We start from the raw sequence: 19,856 nt of genomic DNA on the forward strand, positions 1-19,856 counted from the left end.
GTACGGCCACGCGCAGGGGCCCTCGGCGTGCGGAGCGCGTCGTGGGGGCGACGTGGTCCAGCCATCAGCCGTCAGCCGTCGCGACGGACTCCAGCAGGCCCTCGTACCAGGGCGGTTGCTCGGCGTCGTCGGCGACGCCGGGGGTCTGCGCCGGCGCCTCCCCCTCCACCACGGTGCCGTCGGCGACGACGACGACCCGGTCACCGGGCAGCACGAAGTTCAGCCGCGCCCGGGCCTGCTGCACCACGTAGGCCGGGTCGGACTGGCGGTCCAGCTGCTCGGTGAGCTGCTGCTGGCGCAGGGACAGCGCCTGGTTCTCCGCCGCGAGCTCGGCGAGCGCCTGCCGGCCGGCGACGAAGGACCGGACGGGCCCGGCGAGGGTCAGGGCCAGCAGCAGGACCAGCACGCCGAGCAGCGCGGCCCGCCCGGTGACCAACGGGCTGCGGCCCTGGGCGGTCGCGGTGCGGGCCGGCCGCCGGGTGCGGCGACGCCCCTGCCGGGCGTCGGCGGCGCCGCGGCCGGCCGGGGTGGCCGGGCGGGCGGTGCTGCGTCGGCGGCCGGCGGGACGACCGCCCCCCGCCGGGGACGAACCCCGGCGGGAGCGGTCGTCGGTCACGGCTGGGGCCGGCTCAGGAGGAGGCGCGGAGCCGGGGGAACGCCGCGGCACCGGCGTACCGGGCCGCGTCGTCGAGCTCCTCCTCGATGCGCAGCAGCTGGTTGTACTTGGCCACGCGCTCGGAGCGGGCCGGGGCACCGGTCTTGATCTGCCCGCAGTCGGTGGCGACGGCGAGGTCGGCGATCGTGGTGTCCTCGGTCTCGCCCGAGCGGTGGCTCATCATGCAGCGGTAGCCCGACCGGTGGGCGAGGTTCACCGCGTCGAGGGTCTCGGTGAGCGTGCCGATCTGGTTCACCTTGACCAGCAGCGCGTTGGCCGCGCCCTGGGCGATGCCGTCGGCCAGCCGCACCGGGTTGGTGACGAAGAGGTCGTCGCCCACCAGCTGCACCTTGTCGCCGATGGCCGCGGTCAGGTCGACCCAGCCCTCCCAGTCCTCCTCCGACAGCGCGTCCTCGATCGAGACGATCGGGTACGCCTCGAGCAGCCCGGCGTAGTACTCGGTGAGGTCACCGGCGGTGAGGCTCTTGCCCTCGAAGGTGTACCCGCCGTCGCCGTGCAGCTCGGTGGCCGCGACGTCGAGGGCGAAGGCGATGTCGGTGCCGACCGCGTACCCGGCCTTCTCCACCGCCTCGGCGATGAGGTCGAGGGCGTCGCGGTTGCTGGGCAGGTCGGGGGCGAACCCGCCCTCGTCGCCCAGCCCGGTCGAGAGCCCGCGCTTCTTCAGCACCGACTTCAGCGCGTGGTAGACCTCGGCGCCGGTGGCCAGGGCCTCGGCGAAGGTGGCCGCCCCGATGGGGGCGATCATGAACTCCTGGACGTCGACGTTGGAGTCGGCGTGGGCACCGCCGTTGACGATGTTCATCATCGGCACCGGCAGCACGTGCGCCGAGGGGCCGCCGACGTAGCGGAACAGCGGGAGCCCGGTGGACTCGGCCGCGGCCTTGGCCACCGCCAGGCTCACACCGAGGATGGCGTTGGCGCCCAGGCGGGACTTGTCGGGGGTGCCGTCGAGGTCGATGAGGGCCTGGTCGACCAGCCGCTGCTCGGTGGCCTCGAAACCCACGAGCTCGGGACCGATGACGTCGAGGACGCCGTCGACCGCCTTGGTGACGCCCTTGCCGAGGTAGCGGTCCCCGCCGTCGCGGAGCTCCACCGCCTCGAAGGCGCCCGTGGAGGCGCCGCTGGGCACCGCCGCACGCGTGATCGTGCCGTCGTCGAGGGCGACCTCGACCTCGACGGTGGGGTTTCCGCGCGAGTCGAGGATCTCCCGCGCGCCTACTGCCTCGATGCTGGCCACGGGGTGGAGCCTATCGGGGCGGGGTGCGCCAGGGGGGCGCGGCCGTGCGCGACCATGGCAGGCGATGACCGCGACGCCGCACACCCGCGCACGCACGCAGCTGCTGGCCGGGCTGCTCCCCGTGCTGCTGGTCGGCGTCGTCCTGCTGGTGGTCCTGGCGTGGCGGCTGGGCGACGCGCAGGAGCCGCTCGCCCGGGCCTCCGCGACAGCGCCGGCGACGGTGGAGTCCGTGGACGGCACGACGGTGGCGGTGCGCTACCCCGGACCCGACGGCGCGGAGCGGCGAGCGCGGCTCACCCTGCGCGACGAGCTCGACGTCCCGACCGGGGCCGCGGTGACCGTGCAGTACGACCCGGCCGACCCCGGCACGGTCTACGCCGACGGCGACGCGGCCCACAGCGCGGTCCAGGACGTCGTGCTCGGCCTGGTGCTGGTGGCGCTCGTCCTGCTGGGCGTCGCGGCGACCACCGGTGGTGCGCTGCTCACCCGGCCCCGGCTGGCCCGGCGTCCGGCGGTCCAGGTGGCGGCCACCCACGTCGTCGTCCGGCAGGGCCTGCTCGTGCGCAGCTGGCTGGAACTCACCACCGGCCGCGGGGTGCGCTGGCTGCCGGTGCACTGGGCACCCGAGCTCGACCGGCTGCGGCCCGACGGACCGGTCACGGTGCACGGCGACCCCACCGCGGACCGGCGGGTGCTGCCGGTCGTCGCCGGGCAGCAGGTCTGGCCCTCGGGCCGGCTGCGCCGGTCGGCCCCGCGCGGGGACGTCCGGCAGGCCCCGGTCGACCCGGGGGCCGGTCCGCAGCCCCTGCGCCGCCAGCTGCGCGGCGACGCCGTCGTGGTGGCGCTGGCCCCGCTGCTCGGGCTGCTCTGGGCCTACGTCGACGGCAGCGGACCCGGTGGCTTCGTGGTCACCACGGCCCTCGCCGCGGCGGTGCTGTTCTGGGTCCCCCAGCTGCTGGGCTCCTCCCCTGCCCCCTCCTCGGCACAGGCCCAGGCACAGGTCACCGAGCCGGGCTGAGCGCGTGGTCGCCGTCGCCGGCGAAGGCGGAGGCGCGCTCCTCGGCGGCACCGCTGCCGGTGAACAACCCCTCCGCCGCCGGGGAGCCAGCGGTCGCCGGGGTGCCCGACGACGCGGCCGCGTACCCGGGTACCCCGGCGTTGCGCACCTGGGGCAGGGCGTGCGGGTGCTCGCGCTGCAGCCAGCCCACCAGACCCTCGCGGACGTGGCAGCGCAGGTCGAACAGGGTGGGGCCGTCGACGGCGCTCACCAGCGCGCGCAGCCGCACCACCGAGCCGACGGCGTCGGTCACCTGCAGCACCTGGACGCGCCCGTCCCACAGCGGGTGGCCGTCGACCAGCCGGACCAGCTCGCCGCGCATCTCCTCCACCGGCACGGTCCAGTCCACGTCGAGCTCGACGGCGCCCAGCACCGCGGACTGCGTCCGGGTCCAGTTCTGGAAGGGGGTCGTGGTGAAGTACGTGCTCGGCAGCACCATCCTGCGGTCGTCCCAGACGTGGACGACGACGTAGGTCAGCGTGATCTCCTCGATGCGACCCCACTCCTGCTCCACGACCACCACGTCGTCGACCCGGATCGCGTCGGTGAACGCCAGCTGCAGGCCGGCGAACACGTTCGCCAGCGCCGTCTGAGCGGCCAGCCCCGCCACGATCGACAGCACCCCGGCGCTGGCCAGGATGGAGGCGCCCGCGGCACGGGCCGACGGGAAGGTCAGCAGCATGGCCGCGACCGCGACGACGGCGAGGGCGACCACGGCCAGCCGGCGCAGCAGGATGACCTGGGTGCGCACCCTGCGGGCGTGCCGGTTGTCGGAGGTGTCCACGTCGTACCGGGACAGGGCGACGTCCTCGGCCACGAAGGCGGCGACCCCCACCAGCCAGGCCACGGTGGCGATCAGCGCCAGCCCGACCAGGCGGACGACGACGTCGCGCCAGCCGCCCACCCCGGTGGCCGCCCCGAGCACCACCTGCACGGCGAGCAGCACCAGCAGGAGGCGGACCGGGGTGCGCCCGCGGTGGGAGATGGCCGCGACCACCGGCATCCGGCGGGCCACCCGGGCGAGCAGGGCCCCGGCGGCGATGCCGACCAGCCAGGCGAGGACCGCGGCACCGGCGGCCACGGCCAGCACGGTCGGCGCTCCGTCGGCGGACGAGTCGAGCACAGCGGTCTCCTCGGGGGCGGGGACTGAGGTCTCGCCGGTCGCCGCTGACCAACCACCCCCACGCTAGGGAATCGGCGCCACGGCCTCACCACGAGCGGCGGTGGGTCTGCTCACACCGCCCCGCCGGCGCGGGTCAGCGCGGCGGGGCGGCGGCGTCGAGCTCGGCGGCGTAGCGGCGGACGGCGGTGCGCAGAGCGTCCTCGACGTCCCAGCCGCGTCCCCCGGCGGCCACGACCAGCCCCAGCAGGTGCTCCCCCAGCCCGGCCGGGTCGTCCGCGGCGAGCTGCGCGGCGGGCGGCGTGGGCAGCCCCGCCCGCCGCGCCCGCGACACCAGGGCGGCGCCCCAGGCGGCTGCCGACTGCGACGTCGACACGCCCTCGGTGGGTGAGCGGCGCTGCTTCTCGGCCTTCTTGATCTCGTCCCAGCCCGCCTCGACGCCGGCGACGTCCATCGGCCCGGCGTCGCCGAACACGTGCGGGTGCCGGCGCACCAGCTTGGCGACCAGCTCGTCGGCGACGCCGTCGACGTCGAAGCCGTCCGGCCGCTCGGCGGCCACCCGGGCGTGGAAGACCACCTGCAGCAGCACGTCGCCGAGCTCCTCGCGCATCGCGACCGGGTCCTCGTCGGTGATCGCGTCGTAGGCCTCGTGGGCCTCCTCGAGCAGGTAGCGGCGCAGCGAGGCGTGGGTCTGCTCGGCGTCCCACGGGCACCCGCCCGGCGAGCGCAGGCGGTCCATCACGGCGACCACGTCGAGCAGGTGCGCCCCGACCGGCTCGGGCGCGGCCGGCAGCACCGGGGCGCCGGCGGCCTCGGCGGCGGTGAGCAGCACCACGTCGTCCGGGCCGGCCGCCGACGGGTCGGCCACGTCGGTCACCTCGACCCCGGCGCTGCGCACGGCCTCGGCGGTCGCCGCGGCCCCCGGCAGGGCCCACACGGCCGGGGCGGTGGACACCGCACGCCAGGCGGCCGGGCCCAGCAGGCCGGGCAGGCGGGGGCTGACGGCGAGGAGGTGGGCCACCGGGTCAGTCTCCGGCAGCGGCCCCGGCCGGGTCGGCGCCACCCTCGAGGATGCGCACCACGCCGCCGTCGCCGGCCACGACCGCGCCGTCCTCCAGGGACCCGAAGCGCGGGTTGACCGTGATGTCGAGGTCGTCGCGCAGGTCGGCCACCAGCGGCTTGGCCGCGTCGGAGGCGGCTTGCCGGGCCTGCGCCGCGAGGTCGGCCTCGAGGTCCTCGAACGGGGGGAAGGTCACCTGCCCGACGACGACCCCACCGGTCTCGGCGACGGGCAGGTTGAACACGCCCTCGGGCAGCACGCCCTGCACGGGCTCCACCAGTGCCGTGGGCAGGTCGTCGAGCGTGCGCAGCTGGGGGGCCGCGAGGGTGTACGTGCCGGCGAACTGGCTGGCCAGCGCGTCGTAGCTGCTCGGATCGGCCCGCAGCTGCCCGGCCACCGCGTCGGCGGTGGCCTGGTCGGGCACCGTGATGTAGCCCAGCTCGAACTGCCGGCCGGCGGCCCGCGCGTCCTCGTAGGCCGCCTGCAGGCCCTCGTCGGAGAGGTCGGCCAGTCCCGCGGCCTGGGCCACCTGCTCACGCACCAGCAGCTCGCGGACGATCTCGCGGGCCCCCTCGGGCAGCAGGCCCTGCTGCTGGGCCAGCTGGCTGAACAGCGCGTCCTCGTCCTGCCCGCCCAGCAGGTCGTCGAGCCGACGGGTCACCTGGGCGTCGGTGACCTCGAGGCCGTAGCGCTCCTCGACCGCGTCGTAGACCCGCTCGCCGACCAGGAGGTCCAGCACCTGCCGCTGGTAGTCGCCGTCGTCGAGCCCGGCTGCGTACGCGGCGACGCCGGGGTCGGCCAGCCCCTCGTCGACCGCGGCCTGCAGCTGGGCCACCGTCACCCGGTCGTCCCCGACGTAGGCCGCCACGTCGGGCGAGGTACGGCACCCGGCCACCCCGGCCACCGCCAGGCCGAGGAGGAGCAGGGACACGATCGGACGTCGGCGCACGGCCAGACCCTCCCACACCCGACGTGACGCACGCCTCACCCGGTGCGCGCCGCCGACCCGTCCCGCCCGCTGCGCAGCAGCTGCACCGCGGCCAGCAGGGCGAGCGCGCACCCGGCCAGCGCCGCCGCCGTCCAGCCCGGGCGCATGCGCTCGTCCAGCAGCCAGTGCCCGACGGCCGCCGGCAGCACCGTGCTGGTGACGTACATCAGGCCCAGGACCGGCACCGCCGGCGCGACCGCCAGCCCGCGGGTGAGGTGCAGCTGGCCGAGCAGGAGCCCTCCCGCGGTGAGCAGGCCGGCCGCCCAGGTCGCCCCGGGCAGCTGCCAGAACAGCCACCACCGCTCGGGCAGCCCGGACACCAGCACGCGGGCCCCGACGGCGCCGACGCTGAAGGCGACCCCGGACAGCACCCCCGACCGCCAGGACGCGGCGGGCAGCGCCGCGCCGACCGCCGCCACCAACAACCCGGCCGCCGACCAGACCAGCACCGCCGAGCCGCGGACGGCCGCGGGGCCGGTCACGGTGGCGGCAGCGAGCAGGGCCAGCCCGGCCACCGTGCCCACGATGGCGAGGGCCTCACCGCTCCCCCACCGCCGCACCCCGCGCGCGCCCTGCAGCACCGCGGTCACCGCGAGCGCGGTCACGATGGCCGACTGCACCACCAGCAGCGGCAGCTCGCGGCGGGCCAGGAGCGCGAGGAAGAACGCCCCACCCTGCAGTGCGGTGCCGGTCCACCAGGCACGCGAGCGCAGTGCGCCGGCCGCGCCGGCACTGAGCCGGTCGCCGGCGACGCCGTAGCAGAGGACGGCGCCGGCCAGCGCCGCGACGGCCACGATCACGCGGCGACCGGCTGCTCCAGCACGGAGGTGAGCAGCGCGTGCAGCTTCTCCAGCAGGGCGACGTCCCGCAGCGGCGTCCGGCGGTCGGGACCGACCGGGACCTTGAGCGACACGGTCTCGCCCATCGACTTGTAGGTGGCGCCGTCGGCCAGGCGGGCCAGCTTCATCTGCTGGGACTCCCGCAGCGCCACGGGCGAGATGCGCACGTTGCGGCCGGCCATCGAGACCTCGGTGACGCCGAACCGGCGCATGGCTGCCCGGAACCTGGCCACGGCCAGGAGGTTGAGCACCGGGGCGGGTGCCGGGCCGTAGCGGTCGGTGAGCTCGTCGAGCACCGCCTGCGCCTGCTCGTCGTCCTGGACCGAGGCGACCTTGCGGTAGGCCTCCATGCGCAGCCGCTCGCCGGGCACGTAGTCGTGCGGCAGGTGGGCGTCGACCGGCAGGTCGACCCGCACCTCGGCCGGCTCGACCGCCGGGGACTCCCCCGTCGCCTGGGCGCGGTAGTCGCTGACCGCCTCGCCGACCAGCCGCACGTACAGGTCGAAGCCGACCCCGGCGATGTGGCCGCTCTGCTCGCCGCCGAGCAGGTTGCCCGACCCGCGGATCTCGAGGTCCTTCATCGCCACGGCCATGCCCGCGCCGAGGTCGGTGTTGTGCGCGATGGTGGTCAGCCGGTCGACCGAGGTCTCGGTGAGGGGCCGGGTGGGGTCGTAGGTGAAGTAGGCGTAGGCGCGCTCGCGGCCCCGGCCGACGCGGCCGCGGATCTGGTGCAGCTGCGAGAGGCCGAAGGTGTCGGCCCGGTCGACGATCAGGGTGTTGGCGTTGGGGATGTCCAGCCCGGACTCCACGATGGTCGTGGCGATCAGGACGTCGTACTCCTTCTCCCAGAAACCGACCATGATCTTCTCGAGCTCGTGCTCCTTCATCTGCCCGTGGCCCACGGCCACCCGGGCCTCGGGCACCAGCCGGCGGATGGTGGCCGCGGCCTTGTCGATCGACTGCACCCGGTTGTGGATGACGAAGACCTGGCCGTCGCGCAGCAGCTCGCGGCGGATCGCCGCGGCCATCTGCTTGTCCTCCCAGGCGCCGACGTAGGTCAGCACGGGGTGCCGCTCCTCGGGCGGGGTGAGGATCGTCGACATCTCGCGGATGCCGGTGAGGCTCATCTCCAGCGTGCGCGGGATCGGCGTCGCGGACATCGACAGCACGTCGACCGCCGTCCGCATGGTCTTCAGGTACTCCTTGTGCTCGACGCCGAAGCGCTGCTCCTCGTCGACGATGACCAGGCCGAGGTCCTTGAACCGGGTGGTCGGCTGCAGCAGCCGGTGGGTGCCGACGAGCACGTCGACCTCGCCGTCGGCGAGCTTGCGCAGCGTCTCGTCGCTCTCGGCCTTGCTCTGGAACCGCGAGAGCACCGCGACGGTCACCGGGAACTGGGCGTAGCGCTCGGCGAAGGTCTTGTAGTGCTGGTTGGCCAGCAGCGTCGTCGGCACCAGGACGGCGACCTGCTTGCCGTCCTGCACCGCCTTGAACGCCGCCCGCACCGCGATCTCGGTCTTCCCGTAGCCGACGTCGCCGCAGATGATCCGGTCCATCGGGACCTCCTGCGCCATGTCCGCCTTGACCTCGTCGATCGCGGCCAGCTGGTCGGGGGTCTCCTGGAACGGGAAGGCGTCCTCGAGCTCGCGCTGCCAGACGGTGTCCGGGCCGAAGGCGTGACCCTTCGTGGCCATGCGCGCGGAGTACAGCCGGATGAGCTCGGCGGCGATCTGCTTGACCGCCTTGCGCGCCTGGCCCTTGGTCTTGGCCCAGTCGGCGCCGCCCAGCTTGGACAGCGCCGGGGCCTCCCCGCCCACGTAGCGGGTGAGCTGGTCGAGGGAGTCGGTCGGCACGAAGAGCCGGTCCGGCGGCTGGTTCCGCTTGCCCGGGGCGTACTCGACGATGAGGTAGTCGCGCTGCCCGCCGTGCACGGTGCGGCTGACCATCTCCAAGTAGCGGCCGATGCCGTGCTGCTCGTGCACGACGAGGTCGCCGGGCTGCAGCTGCACCAGGTCGACGGCGTTGCGCCGCCGTGCCGGCATCTTCTGCGCGTCGCGCATCGACGTGCCGCGCTGGCCGGTGAGGTCGTGCTCGGTGACCAGCGCGAGCCTGACCCCGGGCAGGGTGAAGCCGGCCTCCAGGTTGCCCTGGGTGACGTAGGTGACGCCGGGGTCCTGCGGGCCCGCCACGTCGGGCACCAGCCGGACGCCGAGCTCGGCCTCGGTCAGCTGGTCGGCGGCGCGCTGGGCCGGGCCCGGGCCGGCGAACGTGAGCACGACCCGCCAGTCGTCCCGCGCCCACTCGCGCAGCCGGGCGGTGGCCGCGTCGGTGTCGCCGTGGAACCGCTCGACCCCGGTCGCGTCGAGGGCCACGTGGGTGTCGTCGTCCTCGACGGCGAGGGTGAAGGCACCGGTGGTCCACCAGGGCAGGCCGCGCCCGCGGGCGTCGTCGGCGACGTCCTCCAGGTCGCGGAAGGACGACGCACCCAGGTCGACCGGGGCCTGGCCGGCCTCGGCGGCGGTCTGCCACGAGGCGGCGAGGAACTCCTCGGCGGTGCGCACCAGGTCCGCGGCCCGGCTGCGCACCCGCTCGGGGTCGCAGACCAGCACGTGGGTGCCGCGCGGCACCAGGTCGGTGAGCAGCTCCATGTGCGCGGACCCGATGAGCGCCGGGATGAGCGCCTCCATGCCCTCGACCGCGATGCCCTCGGCCAGCTTGTCGGCGACCTCGGCCAGCTCGGGGTGCGCGACGGCCAGCGCCCGGGCCCGCTCGCGCACCTCGGGGGTGAGCAGCAGCTCGCGGCAGGGCGGGGCCCACAGCCGTTCGGGCCGCTCGTCCAGCGAGCGCTGGTCGGCCGCGGAGAAGTACCGCAGCTCGTCGACCTCGTCACCCCAGAACTCGACCCGCACCGGGTGCGGCTCGGTGGGCGGGAACACGTCGAGCAGGCCACCGCGGACGGCGAACTCGCCGCGCTTCTCCACCAGCTCGACGCGGGTGTAGGCGGCGTCCACCAGCCGTTGCCCGACCGCGTCGAGCTCGGCGGCGTCGCCGGCCCGCAGCTCGACCGGTGCCAGGTCGCCCAGGCCGGGGGTCAGCGGCTGCAGCAGGCTGCGCACCGGCGCCACGAGCACGTCGATGCGCCCGGTCGCCGCCTCGGGGTGGGTGAGGTCGCGGAGCACGGCCAACCGGCGTCCGACCGTGTCCGCGCGGGGGCTCAGCCGCTCGTGCGGGAGCGTCTCCCAGGCCGGGAAGACCTCGACCCGGCGGTCGGGGACGAAGCAGCGCAGCAGGTCGGCCGTGGCGTCGGCGTCGCGCTCGCCGGCGGTCACCACCAGCACCGGCACGTCGGCGCCCGGCGCCGGGGCGGCCAGCGCCGCGGCCACCAGCGGCTGCACCGTCGGCGGGGCGGTCACGGCCAGCTCCGTGGAGCCGGCACGCTGCACCACCCGGGCGACGGCGGGGTCGGTCAGGACGACGTCGAGCACGCCGCGCAGGCTCACGAGGGGGTACTCCATCGGGTCCGGCCGCACCGCTCACGCTGCCTGCACGGGTCGCACCGGCGCGCGGGGGGCCGAATCCAGGTTAGTCCCGGCGGCGAGACGGTGCCCTCCCGGGCGCCTCAGTAGGCGCCCGCGCCCTTGAGGACCGCGCGGGCCGTGCGCCAGAGGATGTGGAAGTCCCGCCCGAGCGACCAGTTCTCCACGTACCGGACGTCGAGCTCGACGGACTCGGCCCATGACAGGTCGGACCGACCGCTGACCTGCCAGAGCCCGGTGATGCCCGGCTTGACGAGGAGTCGACGGTGCATGTCGTCGCCGTACTGCTCCACCTCGCGTGTGACGTGCGGCCGAGGGCCGACGAGCGACATGTCGCCACGCACCACGTTGATCAGCTGGGGGAGTTCGTCGAGGGAGAACTTCCGCAGGACCGACCCCACGCGGGTGATGCGGGGATCCTCCCGCATCTTGAACTGCACGTCGTTGCCGTCGCTGAACGTGACCAGGTTGTCCAGGTGGCGGTCGGCCCCGACTACCATGCTCCGGAACTTGAGCAGGTCGAACTCGCGACCCCGCTTGCCGATCCGGCGGTGGCGGTAGAAGACCGGTCCCGAACTGGTCACCTTGACCAGCAGGCTGATGAGGAGGATGAGCGGCAGGAGCGCCAGGAGCAGGAGCCCGGCCCCGAGCCGGTCGACGGCCGACTTCACCACCCGGCGTGCGCCGCGGAACTCCGGCTCGCGCACCTGGATGAGGGGCACGCTGACCGTTGGTCGGATCTGCAGCCGGTCGGGGGCCACCTCGATGAGACCCGGCACCACGAGCAGGTCGATGTTGGTGCCCTCGAGCCTCCACGACAGCTCGCGCAGGTAGGCGGCCGCCGTCTCGCTGGTCGAGGCCACGATCACGGCGTCGGCCCGGACGTTGTCCAGCACGGTCGCCACGTGGTCCAGCCCGCCGAGCACGTGCACGCCCTCACGACCGAGCCCACCGGCGCTGCCGGGGTCGGGGACACAGGCGCCGATGACCTGCCACCCGGCGGCGGCATCGCGGCGGAGCCGGTTCACCAGGTCGACCAGAGCGACCTCACGGCCGACCAGGACGACGCGCTTCGCCATGTGTCCCTGCCGACGTGCCCGGTGGAGGTGACGACGCTGCGCGTTGCGCACCACCAGGGTGGCCACGGTGACGACGGGCACCCCCAGCAGCAACAGACCGCGCAGCGGGGCAGTTGGATCGGCGGCCAGGGCGACGCCGAGCACGGCGACGCCGGCGACGCCGGCGACCACGACGCGGTGGTACTCGTCGGAGCCGGTGCCCAGCCGGCGCTCGGCGTAGGCCCCGGCGATGCCGAGGGTGGCCGCCCAGGCGACTGCGAGCGCGGCCCCGGTCGTCGGGCCCAACCAGCCGTGGCCGTCGACCAGGCGCATGCCGATCAGCACCAGCGCAGCAGTCAGCACGTCGCCCACCACCAGCCGAATGGTGTAGTTGACCAACCACTCCGGGGTCCGCCGTCGTCGCGCGGAGTACGGGTCGTAGGCCGGACCGACCGCGACGTGGGCGATGCCCCGGTCGGTCGCGCGCCGGTTGAGCCCGGCGACGGTCCTGGTACCGCCCACCGACCGGCGCTGCGGCACCGGCCGCGGCTGACGAATGGGGCGGACGGACGACTCGGTCATCACGGCGTCGGAGTCCAGACCCGACACGGCGGCCTCGGCCGCCAGCTCAGCCGAACGGCCCAACTCGCGCTCGTGGGCTGCGCGTGCGGACGTCACGAGGTCGTGGGTCAGCGGTGCAACCCTCAGGTCGTCGTGTCGGCGCCCCCTGCGCTCACCACCCACTGCTCCGTTCGCGGTCACCACTGACTCCTCCTGCTGCACCATCGTCGCCAACCACCGAGCGCGAGGGACCACACCCCCAGGTCAGCCATCACTGCTGGTAACGACCACCCTGACCATGTGGTGACGCAGGGTCAACCGGTCCGTCCATCAACCACCCCGTCGGGGGAGTGAGGCTGGTCCCACCGGCAGCAGGTCAGCTGCGGGGGTGGACGACGTTCTGCGCCGCCTCGAGGCCCTTCTCCAGCAGCAGCTCGACGGCGTCGGCCGCCTCGCCGACGAGCAGGTCCAGGGTCTTGCGCTCGGTGGCCGAGAAGTCCTTGAGCACGAAGTCGGCCGGGTCCTGCCGGCCCGGGGGGCGGCCGATGCCGACCCGCACCCGCAGGTAGTCCTTCGTGCCGGTCGAGCGGGAGATCGAGCGCAGGCCGTTGTGCCCGCCCTCTCCCCCGCCGCGCTTGAGCCGCACGACCTCGAAGTCCAGGTCGAGCTCGTCGTGCACCACGACGAGGGCGGTGATCGGGATGGAGTGGTAGTCGAGCAGGCCCTTCACCGGGCCGCCGGACTCGTTCATGTAGGTGGTCGGCTGGGCGAGCACCACCCGCCGGCCGGCCAGCCGGCCGTCCCCGGACGCCGACCGCGCCCGGGGGCCCTTGCCCGCGGAGAGCTTCGTGCCGACCCGTGCGGCGAGCTCGGCCAGCACCATGGCGCCCACGTTGTGCCGGTTGCCGGCGTAGCCGGGCCCGGGGTTGCCCAGGCCCACCACCAGGAACGGGCCGTCGGGCGGTGGCTGCGGGTCGTGCTGTCGGTCAAGGGGTCGGTCAGGCCGACTTCTCGGCGGAGTCCATCGACTCGCCGCTGCCCTGGTCCTGCGGCTCGGGCACGACGTCGCCGTCCTCCTCGGACTCCTCGCGCTCGATGCCGGCCTCGGCCTCGGCCTCGGCGAGCTCTGCCTCCAGCGCCTCGGCGGTCGGGGCGGCCAGGAAGCCGATGACCTGGGCCTCGGGGTCGGTGACGAGGGTCGCGCCCTCGGGGAGGGTGACGTCGGCGGCGGCGATGCCCTCACCGGCGGCCCGCCCCTCGACGTCGATCTCGATGTTCTCCGGGATCGAGGTGGCGGGCACCTCGATGGACAGGGCGTTGAGCTCGAAGTTGGTGATGGTCTCCGGGGCGACGTCGCCGGTGACGACGACCGGCACGTCGACGGTGACCTTCTCGCCGCGGCGGACGACCAGCAGGTCGACGTGCTCGTGCACCCGGGTCAGCGGGTCACGCTGCACCGCCTTGGTCAGCGCGAGCTGCTCCTTGCCGTCGAGGACGACGGTGATGAGCACGTTGCTGCCGCCGTTGCGGAGGGCGGCGGCGAACTCGCGCGCGGGCAGGGACAGGTGGACGACGTCCTGGCCGTGCCCGTACAGGACGGCGGGGACTCGACCGGCGCGCCGGGTGCGGCGGGCGCTGCCCTTGCCGAACTCGGTACGGGTCTCGGCGGTGAGCCGGAAATCAGCCACGGTGGTGTGCTCCTAGTCAGACAGGCTGCGGGACCGGCGGCGGACGCACGGACGCACCTGCAGGCGCACACGCACGTCGATCACGGAGCGGCAGCTCCCTCGCCGGGCAACAGTCGGCAAGACTACACGCCCACCACCGTGACCAGCGGAGGGAACCCGACCGCAGGTCGGCGGCGAAGCGCGGGAGGGGTGAGGGACGATCCCCTCTCCGCTGAGCCGCGGGAACGGCTCAGCGCAGCGGGGGGACGCGATCGTGGCCGCGGTGCGATCCGGAGGATCGCGATGTCACGACGCGCCGTCGAAGAGGCTCGTGACCGAGCCGTCCTCGAAGACCTCCTTGATGGCGCGGGCCAGCAGGGGGGCGATGGACAGCACGGTCAGCTTGTCGAACCGGCGCTCGGGCGGCACCGGCAGGGTGTTGGTGATGAGCACCTCGGATGCGCGGCTGTTCTTCAGCCGGTCCACGGCCGGTCCGCTCAGCACGCCGTGGGTGGCGGCGATCACGACGTCGGCGGCGCCCTCGTTGAACAGCGTCTCGGCGGCCTTGGTGATCGTGCCGCCGGTGTCGATCATGTCGTCGACGAGGACGCAGACCCGGCCCTTGACCTCGCCGACCACGCGGTTGGCGACGACCTCGTTGGGCCGGGTGACGTCGCGGGTCTTGTGGATGAAGGCCAGCGGGGTGCCGCCGAGCTTGTCCGACCAGCGCTCGGAGACCCGCACGCGGCCCGAGTCGGGCGAGACGACGGTCAGGTCGCGGTCGCCCCACTTGCGCTTGACCTCGTCGATGAGCAGGTCCATGGCGAAGAGGTGGTCGACCGGGCCGTCGAAGAAGCCCTGCACCTGGGCGGTGTGCAGGTCGACGGACATGAGCCGGTCGGCACCGGCGGTCTTGAACAGGTCGGCGACGAGGCGGGCGGAGATGGGCTCGCGGCCGCGGTGCTTCTTGTCCTGGCGGGCGTAGGGGAAGAACGGGGCGACGACGGTGATGCGCTTGGCGGACGCGCGCTTGGCGGCGTCGACCATCAGCAGCGACTCCATCAGCCAGGTGTTCACCGGCGAGGTGTGGCTCTGCACGATGAACGCGTCGGACCCGCGCACCGACTCCTCGAACCGGACGTAGAGCTCGCCGTTGGCGAACTCGTAGCTCGAGGTGGGCGTGGGGGCGACGCCGAGGTGCCCGCCGATCTCGTCGGCCAGCTCGGGGAAGGCCCGGCCGCTGAAGAGCATGAGGCTCTTGGTGGGCGTCTGGGTGATGGCGCTCATGGCGGGACCCCTAGGCGTCGTCGGAGGTGCGGTCGAGAGCCGCGTCGGCTGCTCGCGCCGCCGGAGTGCCCGGACGTCGACGGCCCACCCACCCTCCCACATTGCGCTGGGCGGCCCGGGCCACCCCCATCGCACCCGGCGGGACGTCGGTGGTGATGACCGACCCGGCGGCGGTGTAGGCCCCGTCGCCGACCGTGACCGGTGCCACGAACATGTTGTCGGCGCCGGTGCGGGCGTGCGCACCGATCGTGGTGTGGTGCTTGTCGACGCCGTCGTAGTTGACGAAGACAGTGGCGGCGCCGATGTTGGTGCCCTCGCCGATGGTCGCGTCGCCGACGTAGGACAGGTGAGGCACCTTGGCCCCCTCTCCGAGCGAGGCGTTCTTGGTCTCCACGAACGTGCCGACCTTGGCCCCGCGGGCCAGCCTGGTGCCCGGGCGCAGGTAGGCGAAGGGGCCGACGGACACGTCGGGCCCGACGACGGCCAGCTCGGCGTGGGTGCGCACCACCCGGGCACCGTCGCCGACCTCGGTGTCGGTCAGGGTGCAGTCGGGCCCGACGACGGCGGCCTCGCCGACGACGGTGGCGCCCAGCAGCTGGGTACCGGGGTGCAGCACGGTGTCCGGACCGACCTCGACGGTGACGTCGACCCAGGTCGTGGCGGGGTCGACGACGGTGACCCCGCCCCGCATGAGGTCGTCGAGCACCCGGTCGTTCAGGGTGCGGCGCCGGGCCGCCAACTCCCGCCGGTCGTTGCAGCCCAGGGTGTCCTCGGGGTCGGCCGCCCGGTGCCCGCCCACCTGCGCGCCGTCCCCGACGAGCAGGCCGAGCACGTCGGTGAGGTACTGCTCGCCCTGGTCGTTGGCCGCGCCGACGCGGGCCAGCGCCGCGCGGACGGCGGCCCCGTCGCCGACGTAGACCCCGGCGTTGACCTCGGTGATGGCCCGCTGCTCGGGCGTGGCGTCGCGCTCCTCCACGATGGCGGTGACCCGGCCCTCGGCGTCGCGCACGATGCGGCCCAGCCCCGTCGGGTCGGGGACGGCCGCGGTGAGCACGGTGAGCACGTCGCCTGCGTCGTGGTGGGCCTGCACCAGGGCCTGCACCGTGCTGCCGCGCAGCAGGGGCGCGTCGCCGTTGACGATGAGCACGGGCCCGGCCAGGTCGGTGAGGGTCGCGAGGGCCAGGGCCGCGGCGTGCCCCGAGCCGTTCTGCTGCTCCTGCACCACCGACCGCGCCTGCGGGGCGACCGCGGCGAGGTGCGCCTCCACCTGGTCGCGCCCCGAGCCGACGACGACCACCGTGGCGGCGGCACCGAGCGGGCCGGCGGCGGCCAGCACGTGGCCGAGCATGCTGCGCCCGCCGACGGGGTGCAGCACCTTCGGGGTGCGCGAGCGCATGCGGGTGCCCTGGCCGGCCGCGAGCACGACGACGGCGGCGACGGACGGGTCAGGTGCAGACGGCGCAGGTGCAGACGGCGCAGGTGCGGACAAGGCATCTCCCGGTCGGGGCGGACGGCGCGGCACCGTCGGTGACGGGCGCAGCTGGGGACAGCTGGGGGACTCGGACTCGAACCGAGACTGCACAGCTCCAAAGGCCGGCGGGCTGCCGATTACCCCATCCCCCACCACCCCCGGTCTCCCGGAGGCCGCCTGCGAGCCTAGGCCGCGGGGGCCGGCGGGGCGAGCACGGGGAGCCTCACCCGGCCAGCCGGGCGCCGGGCACGGGGCCGTGGACCGCCCGCACCGCACGGAAGGCCCCCGACCCGGCGAGCGCCTCGGCGGTCGCGGCCGCGGCCTGGGCGTCCTCGGCCAGCCCGGCCACGGTGGGCCCGGACCCGCTCACCAGCGCGCCCAGCGCCCCGGCGCCGGTCATGGCCTGCAGCCCGCGTTCCAGCTCGGGTCGCAGGGCCAGCGCGGGGGCCTGCAGGTCGTTGGCCAGCAGGGCGGCCACCTCCCCGGCGTCGCCCCCGCGCAGGGCGGTGAGGACGTCGTCCGCCGTGCCCGCCACCGAGGACGCGGGCAGCTCCCCGGCCCCGCGGAGGCGGTCGAGCTCGCGGTAGACGCCGGGCGTGGACAGCCCGGCACCGGCGATGCCGAGCACCCAGTCGGTGCGCCGGCGGGTGAGGACCGGGGTGAGCTGCTCGCCGCGCCCGGTGCCCAGCGCCATGCCGCCGACCAAGCTGAACGGGACGTCGCTGCCCAGCTGCGCGGCCAGGACGGCGAGGTCGCCGCGGGTGCAGTGGGTGCCCCAGAGCGTGTCGAGGGCGACCAGCGCGGCGGCGGCGTCGGCCGACCCCCCGGCCAGTCCGGCAGCGGCGGGGATCGACTTGTCGATGTGCAGGGCGGCGTCGGCCCGGACCCCGGCGTGCCGGGCCAGCAGCTCGGCCGCCTGCCAGACCAGGTTCCGGGAGTCGGCGGGCACCGCGCCGTCGGCCCCCTCCCCCGTGACGGTCAACGACAGGCCGTCGTCGGGCCACGCGGTGACCGAGTCCAGCAGCGAGACGGCCAGGAACACGGTGGTCAGGTCGTGGAAGCCGTCCTCCCGCAGCGGGTGGACGGCCAGGTGGACGTTCACCTTGGCGGGGGCGTGCGCGGTGACCGACCCGTCGCCGCCGATCCGACCGGGTCCCGTGGTGTGCGGCACGGACTCAGCCTGCCGCGACCGGCTCGGTGGCCGCCAGGCGGGCGTAGTCGGTCACCGACAGGCGCTCACCGCGCCAGGTCGGGTCGATGCCGGCGGCCCGCAGCCGGGCCTCGGCGGCCGCGGGGCTCCCGGCCCAGCCCGCCAGCGCCGCGCGCAGCCCCTTGCGCCGGGTGGCGAAGGCGGCGTCGACGGCGGCGAACGTGGCTCGGCGGTCCCCCGGCGGCGGCTCGCGGCGGGTGAGCCGCACCAGGCCCGAGTCGACGTTGGGCACCGGCCAGAAGACCGGCCGCCCCACCGCTCCGGCCCGCCGGACGTCGGCGTACCAGGCGGCCTTGACGCTGGGCACGCCGTAGGCGTCGCTGCCCGGGGCCGCGGCCAACCGCTCGGCCACCTCCAGCTGCACCAGCACCAGCGCGGTGCGGATGCTCGGGAAGGTCTCGAGCCAGTGCAGCAGCACGGGCACCGAGATGTTGTAGGGCAGGTTGGCCACGAGGGCCGTCGGGGCCTCCCCCGGCAGCTCGCCCACCCGCATCGCGTCGGCGGTGACCACCGTGAGCCGGTCGGCCCACCCGGGGCTGCGCTCGGCGACGGTGCGCGGCAGCTGCTCGGCCAGCCGGGGGTCCACCTCGACGGCGGTCACCGCACGGACCTCCGGCAGCAGGCCGAGGGTCAGCGAGCCCAGACCCGGACCGATCTCGCAGACCACGTCGTCGGGCCGGAGCTCGGCGGTGCGCACGATGCGGCGGATGGTGTTCGCGTCGTGCAGGAAGTTCTGCCCGAGCTGCTTGGTGGGGCGCAGGTCGAGCTGCTGGGCCAGCGCACGGATGTGCGCCGGCCCCAGCAGGCCGCTCAGAGTCGGCGGCCGCAGGACGGCCACGGCGAGGCACCGCGCGCCGCGTAGGTGCGCTCGCCGACGGCGATCTGCTGCTCGCGGGTGGCCAGGTCCGGCCGGGAGGCGAACTCCTGGCCGCCGTAGGCGTTCCAGGTGGAGATGTTGTACTGCAGCCCGCCGTAGTAGCCGTTGCCGGTGTTGATCGACCAGTTGCCGCCGGCCTCGCACTGCGCGAGGGCGTCCCAGTCCAGTCCGCTGGTGGATGCCGGTGCCGAGGCCCCCGTGTTGCTGCCGGACGAGGCGGGGGCCGGCGCCGGGGCCGCCTTGGTGCCCACGCTGACCTGCTCGTCGACGGGGGCCCGGGTGACGGTGGTCCCCGTCTGCACCCGGCTGGTCTCCACGCCGTCGGTGGTGGTCACGGAGAAGGTGACCGTCTGCTCGCCGTCCTCGCCCTCGGAGGTGACCGTGCGGGTGCCCTTGGCCGCGTCGGGGTCGTCGGTCTCGACGGTGCCGTGCTCGATGGTCTGCGTCTCGGTCACCTCGGTGACCTGGACCCGCCACACCTGCAGCACCATGCGGTCCAGCAGCGGGGTGGTCGGGTACAGGCTCATGCGGTCGGTGGCCGAGAGAGCCAGCCCCTGCTCGGCGAGCAGGTCGCTGGCGGTGCCCGCGGTGGTGACGACGTCGCGGGTGGCCCCGTCGGCCACCAGCGTCACGGTCTTCGGGGTGGTCACCTGCAGCGCCATGCCGTCCAGCGGGAGCCGCTCGCTGCGCGAGGCGCTCAGCACCAGGCCGTCGCCGCGGTAGCCCAGCTGGTCCAGCGCCTCGGCGACCGACAGCGCGGTCGTGGTCACCGTGGTGGTCACGCCGTCCACGGTCAGCTCCAGGGGCCGCGCCCGGTTGAGGACGACGGTGTCGCCGTCGGCGACCGCGCTGTCGACGCCGGGCAGCACCACGTCGTCGTCGGCGACGTCGATGTTCTCGTCGGCGAGGACCTCACCGGCGGTGTCGGCGTAGGTGCTCACCTCGCGGGACTGGCCGTCGACGGTGAGCGTCACCGCCTTCTGCGCGAGCAGGAAGGCGGTGGAACCGCCGACCAGGCCCAGCAGGACGAGGGCGAAGAGACTGAGCTTGAGCGTTCGGTGCACGGCACATCCACGGGTCACGGGGGGCCCGGGCAGGGGAGGCTGGCCCCCGCCCCGACGGGTCGGTCACGACACGATAACGAACCTGGAGCCTGGAACGGTGGTGCTGACGAGATGGAAACAGGTCGATGTGTCGACAGCGCGTAGCCAC

The 19,856-nt window shown here is 74.8% G+C and carries 16 protein-coding genes and 1 tRNA gene; 1 reads left to right on the plus strand and 16 read right to left on the minus strand.

Features of this window, described 5'->3' with window-relative positions; translation table 11 throughout:
* Window positions 1-64: 64 nt before the first annotated feature.
* Both TEK04_RS03400 and eno read right to left on the minus strand, forming a co-directional pair.
* Window positions 65-616 carry a septum formation initiator family protein gene (locus TEK04_RS03400; RefSeq protein WP_336402900.1) on the minus strand — a complete coding sequence of 184 codons (552 nt, stop codon included), beginning with the start codon at window positions 614-616 and terminating at the stop codon, window positions 65-67.
* A gap of 13 nt (window positions 617-629) precedes the next feature.
* Window positions 630-1,913 carry a phosphopyruvate hydratase gene (gene eno / locus TEK04_RS03405; RefSeq protein ID WP_336402901.1) on the minus strand — a complete coding sequence of 428 codons (1,284 nt, stop codon included), beginning with the start codon at window positions 1,911-1,913 and terminating at the stop codon, window positions 630-632.
* Between the two features lie 64 nt (window positions 1,914-1,977).
* Between eno and TEK04_RS03410 the strand changes: the two genes are divergently transcribed.
* The gene (locus tag TEK04_RS03410; RefSeq protein WP_336402902.1) at window positions 1,978-2,931 is read left to right on the plus strand and encodes a DUF3592 domain-containing protein; all 954 of its coding nucleotides are present in this window, start codon (window positions 1,978-1,980) and stop codon (window positions 2,929-2,931) included.
* Here TEK04_RS03410 and TEK04_RS03415 read toward each other — a convergent pair.
* From TEK04_RS03415 to TEK04_RS03480, 14 genes are all read right to left on the minus strand, one after another.
* Window positions 2,915-4,093 (minus strand): mechanosensitive ion channel family protein, encoded by a 1,179-nt coding sequence (locus TEK04_RS03415; RefSeq protein ID WP_336402903.1) that lies wholly within the window; start codon window positions 4,091-4,093, stop codon window positions 2,915-2,917. The two genes, TEK04_RS03410 and TEK04_RS03415, sit on opposite strands and share 17 nt — an antisense overlap.
* A 133-nt stretch (window positions 4,094-4,226) precedes the next feature.
* Window positions 4,227-5,111 carry a nucleoside triphosphate pyrophosphohydrolase gene (locus TEK04_RS03420; protein ID WP_336402904.1) on the minus strand — a complete coding sequence of 295 codons (885 nt, stop codon included), beginning with the start codon at window positions 5,109-5,111 and terminating at the stop codon, window positions 4,227-4,229.
* 4 nt (window positions 5,112-5,115) lie between these two features.
* Window positions 5,116-6,081 carry a SurA N-terminal domain-containing protein gene (locus tag TEK04_RS03425; RefSeq protein WP_336402905.1) on the minus strand — a complete coding sequence of 322 codons (966 nt, stop codon included), beginning with the start codon at window positions 6,079-6,081 and terminating at the stop codon, window positions 5,116-5,118.
* Between the two features lie 53 nt (window positions 6,082-6,134).
* Window positions 6,135-6,938 carry a hypothetical protein gene (locus TEK04_RS03430; protein WP_336402906.1) on the minus strand — a complete coding sequence of 268 codons (804 nt, stop codon included), beginning with the start codon at window positions 6,936-6,938 and terminating at the stop codon, window positions 6,135-6,137.
* On the minus strand, window positions 6,935-10,492 hold the full coding sequence (mfd, locus tag TEK04_RS03435) for a transcription-repair coupling factor (protein ID WP_336402907.1): 3,558 nt from the start codon (window positions 10,490-10,492) through the stop codon (window positions 6,935-6,937). Before mfd ends, TEK04_RS03430 begins: the two co-directional genes overlap by 4 nt.
* A 104-nt stretch (window positions 10,493-10,596) precedes the next feature.
* On the minus strand, window positions 10,597-12,249 hold the full coding sequence (locus tag TEK04_RS03440; protein WP_336402908.1) for a sugar transferase: 1,653 nt from the start codon (window positions 12,247-12,249) through the stop codon (window positions 10,597-10,599).
* Window positions 12,250-12,508: 259 nt separating this feature from the next.
* Entirely contained in the window at window positions 12,509-13,072 is a 564-nt protein-coding gene (pth, locus tag TEK04_RS03445; RefSeq protein WP_336402909.1) for an aminoacyl-tRNA hydrolase, read from the minus strand.
* A 58-nt stretch (window positions 13,073-13,130) separates the two neighbouring features.
* Entirely contained in the window at window positions 13,131-13,820 is a 690-nt protein-coding gene (locus tag TEK04_RS03450; RefSeq protein ID WP_336402910.1) for a 50S ribosomal protein L25/general stress protein Ctc, read from the minus strand.
* Window positions 13,821-14,105: 285 nt separating this feature from the next.
* On the minus strand, window positions 14,106-15,086 hold the full coding sequence (locus TEK04_RS03455) for a ribose-phosphate diphosphokinase (protein ID WP_336402911.1): 981 nt from the start codon (window positions 15,084-15,086) through the stop codon (window positions 14,106-14,108).
* Between the two features lie 10 nt (window positions 15,087-15,096).
* Window positions 15,097-16,575, minus strand: coding sequence for a bifunctional UDP-N-acetylglucosamine diphosphorylase/glucosamine-1-phosphate N-acetyltransferase GlmU (glmU, locus tag TEK04_RS03460; RefSeq protein WP_336402912.1), 1,479 nt, complete (start codon window positions 16,573-16,575; stop codon window positions 15,097-15,099).
* A gap of 61 nt (window positions 16,576-16,636) precedes the next feature.
* Window positions 16,637-16,709: transfer RNA gene (locus TEK04_RS03465), tRNA-Gln, on the minus strand.
* 71 nt (window positions 16,710-16,780) lie between these two features.
* On the minus strand, window positions 16,781-17,728 hold the full coding sequence (locus TEK04_RS03470) for a 4-(cytidine 5'-diphospho)-2-C-methyl-D-erythritol kinase (RefSeq protein ID WP_336402913.1): 948 nt from the start codon (window positions 17,726-17,728) through the stop codon (window positions 16,781-16,783).
* Between the two features lie 4 nt (window positions 17,729-17,732).
* The gene (rsmA, locus tag TEK04_RS03475; RefSeq protein WP_336402914.1) at window positions 17,733-18,605 is read right to left on the minus strand and encodes a 16S rRNA (adenine(1518)-N(6)/adenine(1519)-N(6))-dimethyltransferase RsmA; all 873 of its coding nucleotides are present in this window, start codon (window positions 18,603-18,605) and stop codon (window positions 17,733-17,735) included.
* Window positions 18,578-19,708, minus strand: coding sequence for a resuscitation-promoting factor (locus TEK04_RS03480; protein ID WP_336402915.1), 1,131 nt, complete (start codon window positions 19,706-19,708; stop codon window positions 18,578-18,580). The genes rsmA and TEK04_RS03480 overlap by 28 nt, the downstream gene beginning before the upstream one ends.
* Window positions 19,709-19,856: the final 148 nt, after the last annotated feature.

Source organism: Klenkia sesuvii, from assembly GCF_037083825.1.
In the GTDB taxonomy this organism is placed as follows: Bacteria; Actinomycetota; Actinomycetes; order Mycobacteriales; family Geodermatophilaceae; genus Klenkia; species Klenkia sesuvii.